The 7,681-nt window shown below is 40.0% G+C and carries 4 protein-coding genes and 1 pseudogene; 1 reads left to right on the forward strand and 4 read right to left on the reverse strand.

Features of this window, described 5'->3' with window-relative positions; translation table 11 throughout:
- Nucleotides 1-134: 134 nt before the first annotated feature.
- From ADICYQ_RS02350 to sppA, 3 genes are all read right to left on the reverse strand, one after another.
- Entirely contained in the window at nucleotides 135-2,762 is a 2,628-nt protein-coding gene (locus ADICYQ_RS02350) for a valine--tRNA ligase (RefSeq protein ID WP_020893771.1), read from the reverse strand.
- Between the two features lie 120 nt (nucleotides 2,763-2,882).
- Complete coding sequence (locus ADICYQ_RS02355; protein ID WP_020893772.1) at nucleotides 2,883-3,782, reverse strand: endonuclease/exonuclease/phosphatase family protein; 900 nt, start codon at nucleotides 3,780-3,782, stop codon at nucleotides 2,883-2,885.
- 12 nt (nucleotides 3,783-3,794) lie between these two features.
- Nucleotides 3,795-5,555 carry a signal peptide peptidase SppA gene (sppA, locus tag ADICYQ_RS02360; protein WP_020893773.1) on the reverse strand — a complete coding sequence of 587 codons (1,761 nt, stop codon included), beginning with the start codon at nucleotides 5,553-5,555 and terminating at the stop codon, nucleotides 3,795-3,797.
- 78 nt (nucleotides 5,556-5,633) lie between these two features.
- Here sppA and folK point away from each other — a divergent pair, with 78 nt between their 5' ends.
- On the forward strand, nucleotides 5,634-6,125 hold the full coding sequence (gene folK, locus ADICYQ_RS02365; protein ID WP_020893774.1) for a 2-amino-4-hydroxy-6-hydroxymethyldihydropteridine diphosphokinase: 492 nt from the start codon (nucleotides 5,634-5,636) through the stop codon (nucleotides 6,123-6,125).
- A gap of 289 nt (nucleotides 6,126-6,414) precedes the next feature.
- Here the strand turns inward: folK and fabD are convergent.
- Nucleotides 6,415-7,292 (reverse strand): annotated as a pseudogene (fabD, locus tag ADICYQ_RS02370) (ACP S-malonyltransferase).
- Nucleotides 7,293-7,681 lie beyond the last annotated feature (389 nt).

Here is a 7,681-nt window from a genome sequence, read left to right on the forward strand (position 1 = left end):
AAAAATTTAGCCCGGATTGTGAAATAATTCATTTATTTCACAATCCGGGCTAAATGTGTTTATGCCTTTTTTTATCCGGGTAAGCTTCTTCAGCGGTCCTATTTTAGCAATAGGACCGCTTACTATTCTTAAGCCTAGCCTAATTTTTTAATGTTATCTTCCAATGCTTTCACCTTAGAAATGGCATCCTCCATCTTTTGCTTTTCTCTGGCCACTACCGCTTCTGGAGCATGGTTTACAAACTTATCATTTTGCAGCTTTTTAGAAACAGCCTTTAAGAATCCTAAAGTGTAATCGAGTTCTTTTTGCAAATTCTCTCGTTCTTGCTCAAGATCGATTTTCTCATTCAAAGGAATAAAGAACTCATCCGATTTAACTACGAAACTAACGGCATTGGCTACATTTTCCCCAAACTGGATTGTGCTTATATTGGCCAGTTTGGAGATAATGGCTTCATACTTGGTGTATAATTTGGGATCGTTTGTGTGTATCGTAAGTTCGAATGCCTCTTTAGGAGAAATCCCTTTTGAAGCCCTGACGTTACGGATTTGCGATACGATCTCAAATATTTTTGAAGCCTCTTCTATGATTTCGATATCGAATGAGCCAGATTTAGGCCACTCTGATAACATTAGTGCTTCACTGGTCTCTCTTTTCCCTAATTGTTGCCAAAGCTCTTCGGTAATGAAAGGCATAAATGGGTGTAATACCTTCATTAGGTTTTCGAAAAGGACTATGGTTTTATCCTTTGTTTTCTTGTCAATAGGAGCTTGATATTCTGGCTTGACCATTTCCAGATACCAAGAGCAGAAGTCGTCCCAGATGAGCTTGTAGACGGACATTAAAGCATCTGAGATACGGAACTTATCAAAGTGATCAGCAATTTCGGTGAGGGACTGGTTAAAACGGTTTTCAAACCAGTCAATTGCTGTTTGATTGGTGCTTTCATCCTTTTCTATAACTTCCCAACCTTCTATCAATCGATAGGCGTTCCAGATTTTATTAGAGAAGTTACGGCCCTGCTCCACTAGTTTTTCATCATAGGGGAGGTCATTACCAGCAGGACTACTAAATAGCATACCTGTCCTAACACCATCAGCACCATATTGTTCTATTAAAGCGAGTGGGTCTGGAGAATTGCCAAGTGACTTGGACATTTTTCTACCCAATTTGTCCCTAACGATTCCTGTTAGGTAAACATTCTGAAATGGTTTTTCACCCGTGTATTCGTAACCTGCAATAATCATTCTGGCTACCCAGAAAAACAATATCTCAGGGGCAGTTACCAAGTCATTTGTTGGGTAATAGTAGGCAAGGTCTTCGTTCTTTTTGCCCGTTTTAAAGAATTCCGGATCAAAAACTGAGATAGGCCACAACCAGGAAGAAAACCAAGTGTCCAAAACATCTTCGTCTTGTCTTAAGTCAGCTGCAGTGAAATTGCCCTCATGATTTTCATTGGCCAGAATTACCGCTTCTTCTATTGAAGCCGCAACCACATATTCGCCATTAGGAAGATAAAAAGCAGGTATACGATGGCCCCACCAGAGTTGACGAGAAATGCACCAGTCCCTTACGTTTTCCATCCAGCTTTTGTACATGTTTTTGAATTTCGGCGGGAAGAGCTTCACGCTGTCATCCATAACTGCTTTAAGAGCAGGTTGGGTTATTTGCTCCATTGCCATGAACCACTGCATGGATAGTTTAGGCTCTATCACGGCGTCAGTTCGTTCGGAGTGGCCTACGTTGGAAGTATAAGCTTCTTCTTTCTCTAATTGTTCGGCCTCTTTTAATAATTTCGCAATCTTTTTTCTGGCTATAAATCGATCCTCTCCGACAAGTAATTGTGCTTTTTCATTCAATGTGCCGTCATCGCTAAGAATATCGATTACTTCCAATTGATGTCTTATGCCAATTTCGTAATCATTTATATCGTGAGCTGGAGTGATTTTCAAACAACCAGTACCAAATTCCATGTCTACATAATCATCCTCAATAATGGGGATGGCTTTATTAATCAATGGAATCAATGCTTTTTTGCCTTTCAAATGAGAGAAACGAGTGTCCTCTGGATGAATACAAATTGCCACATCGGCCATTATAGTCTCAGGCCTGGTGGTAGCAATGGTTAGGTATTCATCTTCGCCTTCTATTTGGTATTTGATATAATAGAGCTTAGAAGGAATCTCCTTAAATATAACTTCGTCGTCAGATAAAGCGGTACGGCCTTTTGGGTCCCAGTTTACCATCCTGATTCCTCTGTAGATTTTGCCTTTTTTATGTAAGTCTACAAATACATTGACCACTGCTTCACTAAGGTCCTTGTCCATGGTGAAACGTGTCCTTTCCCAATCACAAGAAGCACCAAGTTTCTTAAGCTGCTCTAGGATTATGCCACCATATTTTTCTTTCCATTCCCAGGCATGGGTTAAAAAGGATTCTCTTGTAAGTGATTTTTTTTCAATCCCCTGTTCTTTTAGCATGGCCACTACTTTTGCTTCAGTGGCGATAGATGCATGATCAGTACCAGGTACCCAGCAAGCGTTTTTACCTTCCATTCTCGCTTTCCGGATCAGGATGTCCTGAATGGTATTGTTGAGCATATGCCCCATGTGCAGTACGCCAGTGACATTTGGAGGGGGGATTACTATAGAGTAAGGTTCTTTATTGGCGTCAGGTTCGGAATGAAACATTCCGTGATCCATCCAATATTGATACCATTTTGATTCAATGCTTGAGGGTGTATATTTGGTAGGTAGTGCCATGGTCTAATCAATTTGAGGTGCAAAAATAATACAATTATACTTTTTGGAGCACCTTTATGAGAAGGATTACCAAAAGTTGTATTTTTTGCAAGGGAAAAGTGAATGAATAAGGTGGAAGTATTATTGGTTGCCAATGCTAACTTTCACCATCACAGGGAAATGATCTGAAGGGTATTTTTTTCCGTAATTGTCGGATAAAGTACCTTGGTGCGTGACGCTTACGCCATCGTTAACAAAAATGTAATCAATTCTTTTTTCCGGGAGCATGTCCCATTCGAAAGCGGTGAAAGTACCTAATGGACCGTAGGGAGGATTTTTAGATTCCATTTTACTGTCCTTCATACTGCCACCTTTTATGATTTCTTTGTACGCTGGATTGTCGTCTTCTATATTAAAATCTCCTGTTAGAATGCTGGGAAGGTTTTGTGTATTTATCGCTTGAATTTTCTGGATTATTAATTTGCTGCTTTCTTCTCTAGCTTTTTGGCCTCTATGGTCGTAGTGTACATTGAATACATAAAACTCTTGCCCTTCTTGCGTTTTGAATTTACCCCATGTACAAATTCTGTTTAAGGAGGCATCCCAGCCTTTGGAAGGCTTTTCTGGAGTAGGTGAAAGCCAAAACGTGTTTTGTTCGAGAAGTGTAAATTTTTCAGGATTATAAAAAACAGCACTGAATTCGCCTTCTTTCTTTCCAGTATCTCTTCCCACGCCTATATATGGAAAGTTTAACCCTTCCTTGATCATTTCAAGTTGGTTAAAAAGCCCTTCCTGAATTCCTACGATATCCATTTCATGAAAACGGATTAGGTTGATTAAATGTGGTGCTCGATCTTCCCATAGATTTCCTTCGTCATTTGGGTTGGCGTAGCGAATATTATAAGTAGCGATATTATACTTTTCTTGAGCCATTGAAGTCTCGGCCTGAAGAAAAGTAAACATTATAAGGATTACCGGAAGCTTGAAAATTGAAAGATTGAGATTTGGCAATTTAAATCGGGAAGAGGTGAAAATATTCATTTTTATGGCTGGTTATTTTATCTCTGATTGAAAAGGTAATAGGACCATTCTTCCTTGTAGTTTTTCGATTTTTTCAAGTGTGTTGAAAATCTCATAAGAATAACCCATTTTGATGCGTTGGTAGGTGCTTTGAACGTCACCACCCAAATCCTCAATTAACTGTTCAAAAACACTTTTTTGCTTTGGATAGACGACTAGTCTGTAATCGTCCGCAATTCCCGCTTTATTAGCCGCAATTTCAATGGCATCGTCAAAATCACCAAGAACATCTACCAAACCATTTTCTTTGGCTTTTTTTCCAGACCAAACCCTGCCACCAGCGATGGCTAAAACTTGCTCGCGGCTCATGTTTCTTCCTTCCGAAACCCTACTGATAAAAGTATCGTAACCTTCTTCTACCTTTTTCTGCATGATGGCTTTCTCTGCTTCAGAAATGGTTTTAGTAGGGTCTAGGAGGTTCGAGTAGGTTCCAGTACTGACTTCATCAGTAGTAATGCCTAGTTTGTTGTTCAACAACCCTTTGGCATTGAACCAAAGTCCGAAAATACCTATAGAACCAGTAATGGTGTTAGGGTAAGCAACTATGGTGTCGGCTGGAGCGGCAATATAATAGCCGCCCGATGCAGCATAATTGGACATGGAAGCGATCAATGGTTTTTCCTTTTGGGCTTCAGAAAGCTCTCTCCAGATTACCTCCGAGGCAACCACAGACCCACCTGGGGAATTTATTCGTATTACGATTGCTTTAACATCTTCATTTTTCCTTGCTTTTCTGATCTCTTTTAGAAATCGATCAGAACTAATTTGGTCTATGGCTTCTCCACCTACAATTTCACCATCTGCAATGATCAAAGCAATGGTGTTTTCAGAAAGCCTGTTCTTGGATTTGGCTGACTGGTTGATGGCTGTAATACCTATGGTATTGATGTCTTCGTCTTCATCGGAAATGTCAAGCTTTTCCTTCAAGCGTGTAATTACTTGATCATCGTACCAAAGGCCATCTATTAAGTTGAAATCCAAGGCATCTTGCCCGTTTCTTACCAACATGCCATCATTGATCTCTCTTACTTTTTCAACTTCCAGATTGCGGCTGTTGGCTACATTTTCTACCATTACCGTATTCATGTCATTTAAATAGGTCATGGTTTGAAGCCGGTTTTCTTCACTCATTTTATCTAAAATGAATGGTTCAATAGCGCTTTTAAATTCACCAACCCTGAAAATAACCGGTTCGATCTCCAGCTTCTCGAATAAACCTTTAAAGAAAATGGGGGCACTTGAAAACCCGTTAAATTCAATGTCCCCAATTGGGTTCAGGTAGATTTCATCTGCTACAGAACTAAGGAAATAGCCTGGTTCGGAATAATATTCAGAATAAGAAATAATAAATTTCCCCTTCTCTTTAAATGCATTCAGTGCATTTCTGATTTCTAATATATGTGCTTGTCCAGCGGTTAGCATTCCGCTCTCTAGATAAATGCCTTTAATGTCGTCGTTATCAGCGGCAGTACGTATGGCTTTAATAATCTGGTTAAGGCCTATATTAGTTGTGTTGCCAATATATGGTAGAGGAGGCAAGCCTATGTCATCGTCTGGGGCGCTTTCTACAATCGGAATACCATTGAGCTTAATATGTAAAACTGAATTTTCCTCAATTTCTGTTTGGTCTCCACTGGAACTAATAGCGATTATTCCGGCTAGCATAAAAAAGCCAATTACCCAGAAAATCAGCAATCCAACAATGACAGCCAATACATTGCTTAAAAATTTCATATCTTTATCCTCGTTTTATAATATCCAAAATTAACCTATTTTTCACAAAACTGTTGATTTTGATTTAATTAATTCTTTATGCATCAGGTGGTATTGGGCTTAGGAGGGAATATGGGAGATAGGCTTTCCCTGTTAAATAAAGCAGGTAAACTTCTTTCCCAAAAGATGATGCTGGTAAGGGAGTCAACAATATATCAAACAGCAGCTTGGGGAGGAAAATCAGAGGCGGCTTATCTCAATCAAGTGCTTGTAATGAAGACCAGTCTTAGCGCTTTGGATTGCCTGGATTTTATTCTTGATATAGAAAATCAATTGGGAAGGAAGCGGTTTTTGAAATGGGGAGATAGAACCATGGACATCGATATTCTGTATTTTGACAATGAAATAATTAATACCGAAAAACTGAAAGTGCCACATCCTCATTTGGCTTCAAGAAACTTTGTTCTCGTGCCTTTGGCCGAAATTTTACCTGACTTTGTACATCCTCAAATTGAAAAGTCATCCATGGTTTTGATGGAAGAATGTGAGGATTGCTTGAAGGTGAAAAAATGGCATAATCTTGCAGAATAGAAACCATTGTTTCACTACCATTGACAAATTGATTGTGCTTTAAAACCAACAACAGCTGTGGGCAAATGTGAGCTGGGAGGATTAACTTTTATAAAGCACTATTTAGTTTAGCTGATGAAGTATTCCGCTTAAAAAAAAGCAGGCGAATATAGTCATTACTATTATCGCCTGCTTGCTTTTAATCTTGCCCAAAATGGCGGTTTTATTGAAAAAAAATTTCAACATGAAATAAGCAATAACGCATCGATTAAATGAGGGCGCCATTTCTAAATCAAAACCCTGTTTTATTTTATGATAATGGTTGGGTTTCAGAATCTTTATTGATCTTTTTAACCAAGCCTTGCAATACTTTTCCTGGGCCACATTCTATGAATAGCGTGGCGCCATCCTTAATCATGTTTTGAACAGACTGTGTCCATTTTACTGGGGCAGTAAGTTGCGCGATTAGGTTTGTTTTGATCGTCTTAACATCTGTAACTGCAGTGGTACTTACGTTTTGATAAACCGGACAAATCGGATCAGCAAAGGTGGTGGAATTAATGGCCGCCTCTAATTTAAGCTTGGCAGGTTCCATCAATGGGGAATGGAAAGCGCCACCTACAGGTAATGGCAAGGCACGCTTGGCTCCAGCCTCTTTTAGTTTTCGCAAGCGATTTGGATGCCCTCTAAGCTACCAGATATCACCAATTGACCAGGGCAGTTGTAGTTGGCAGGCACGACTATATGACCTTCTATTGAAGCACAGATTTCTTCCACTTTCTCATCAGGCAATCCGAGAATTGCAGCCATTGTGGATGGGTTGATCTCACAGGCTTCCTGCATGGCCAATGCCCTCTGGTGAACCAGTTTTAAAGCGTCCTCGAATTGTAGAGATTTGTTTGCTACCAAGGCGGAAAACTCTCCCAATGAATGACCCGCTACCATGTCTGGATGAAAATCAGGTGCCGTTAAGGCGGCTATGGCCGAATGAAGAAATACAGCTGGCTGGGTTACATTTGTTTGCTTTAGCGCTTCTGGTGTGCCATCAAACATAATGTCTGTAATGCGAAAGCCAAGAATTTCATTGGCTTGATCAAAAAGCTTTTTGGCTTCTGAACTGCTTTCATAAAGTGATTTTCCCATTCCAGGAAATTGGGCTCCTTGGCCCGGAAACATATAGGCTACCATTGTAATTGGTTCAAGTTTTAAATAAAGCCTCAAAGATAAGTAAAAAATCGGGTAGGCTCAATTTTTAGCTGGGGGGGGGCTATTCCAAGAAAGAAACCAATGGTGATTTTTCATCAGAGCCCAATTCCACGCTACGTCATTGCGAGGAGGTACGACGAAGCAATCTACTTTTATTACATGGATTGCTTCGGGACTTCTAGTAATCGATAAAGCATAACAATCCTTTTTGCCCCTCGCAATGACGAGTGGAGTCCAATTGCGGAATAGTTTCAGAATTTTACACCACGATTCGTCACTGTCAGGATGGAGATTAAGCAGACTGTTTTGATATGGGATTGCATCGCCACGCTTCGTCATTGCGAGGAGGTACGACGAAGCAATCTACTTTT

Source organism: Cyclobacterium qasimii M12-11B, from assembly GCF_000427295.1.
Taxonomy (GTDB): Bacteria; Bacteroidota; Bacteroidia; order Cytophagales; family Cyclobacteriaceae; genus Cyclobacterium; species Cyclobacterium qasimii.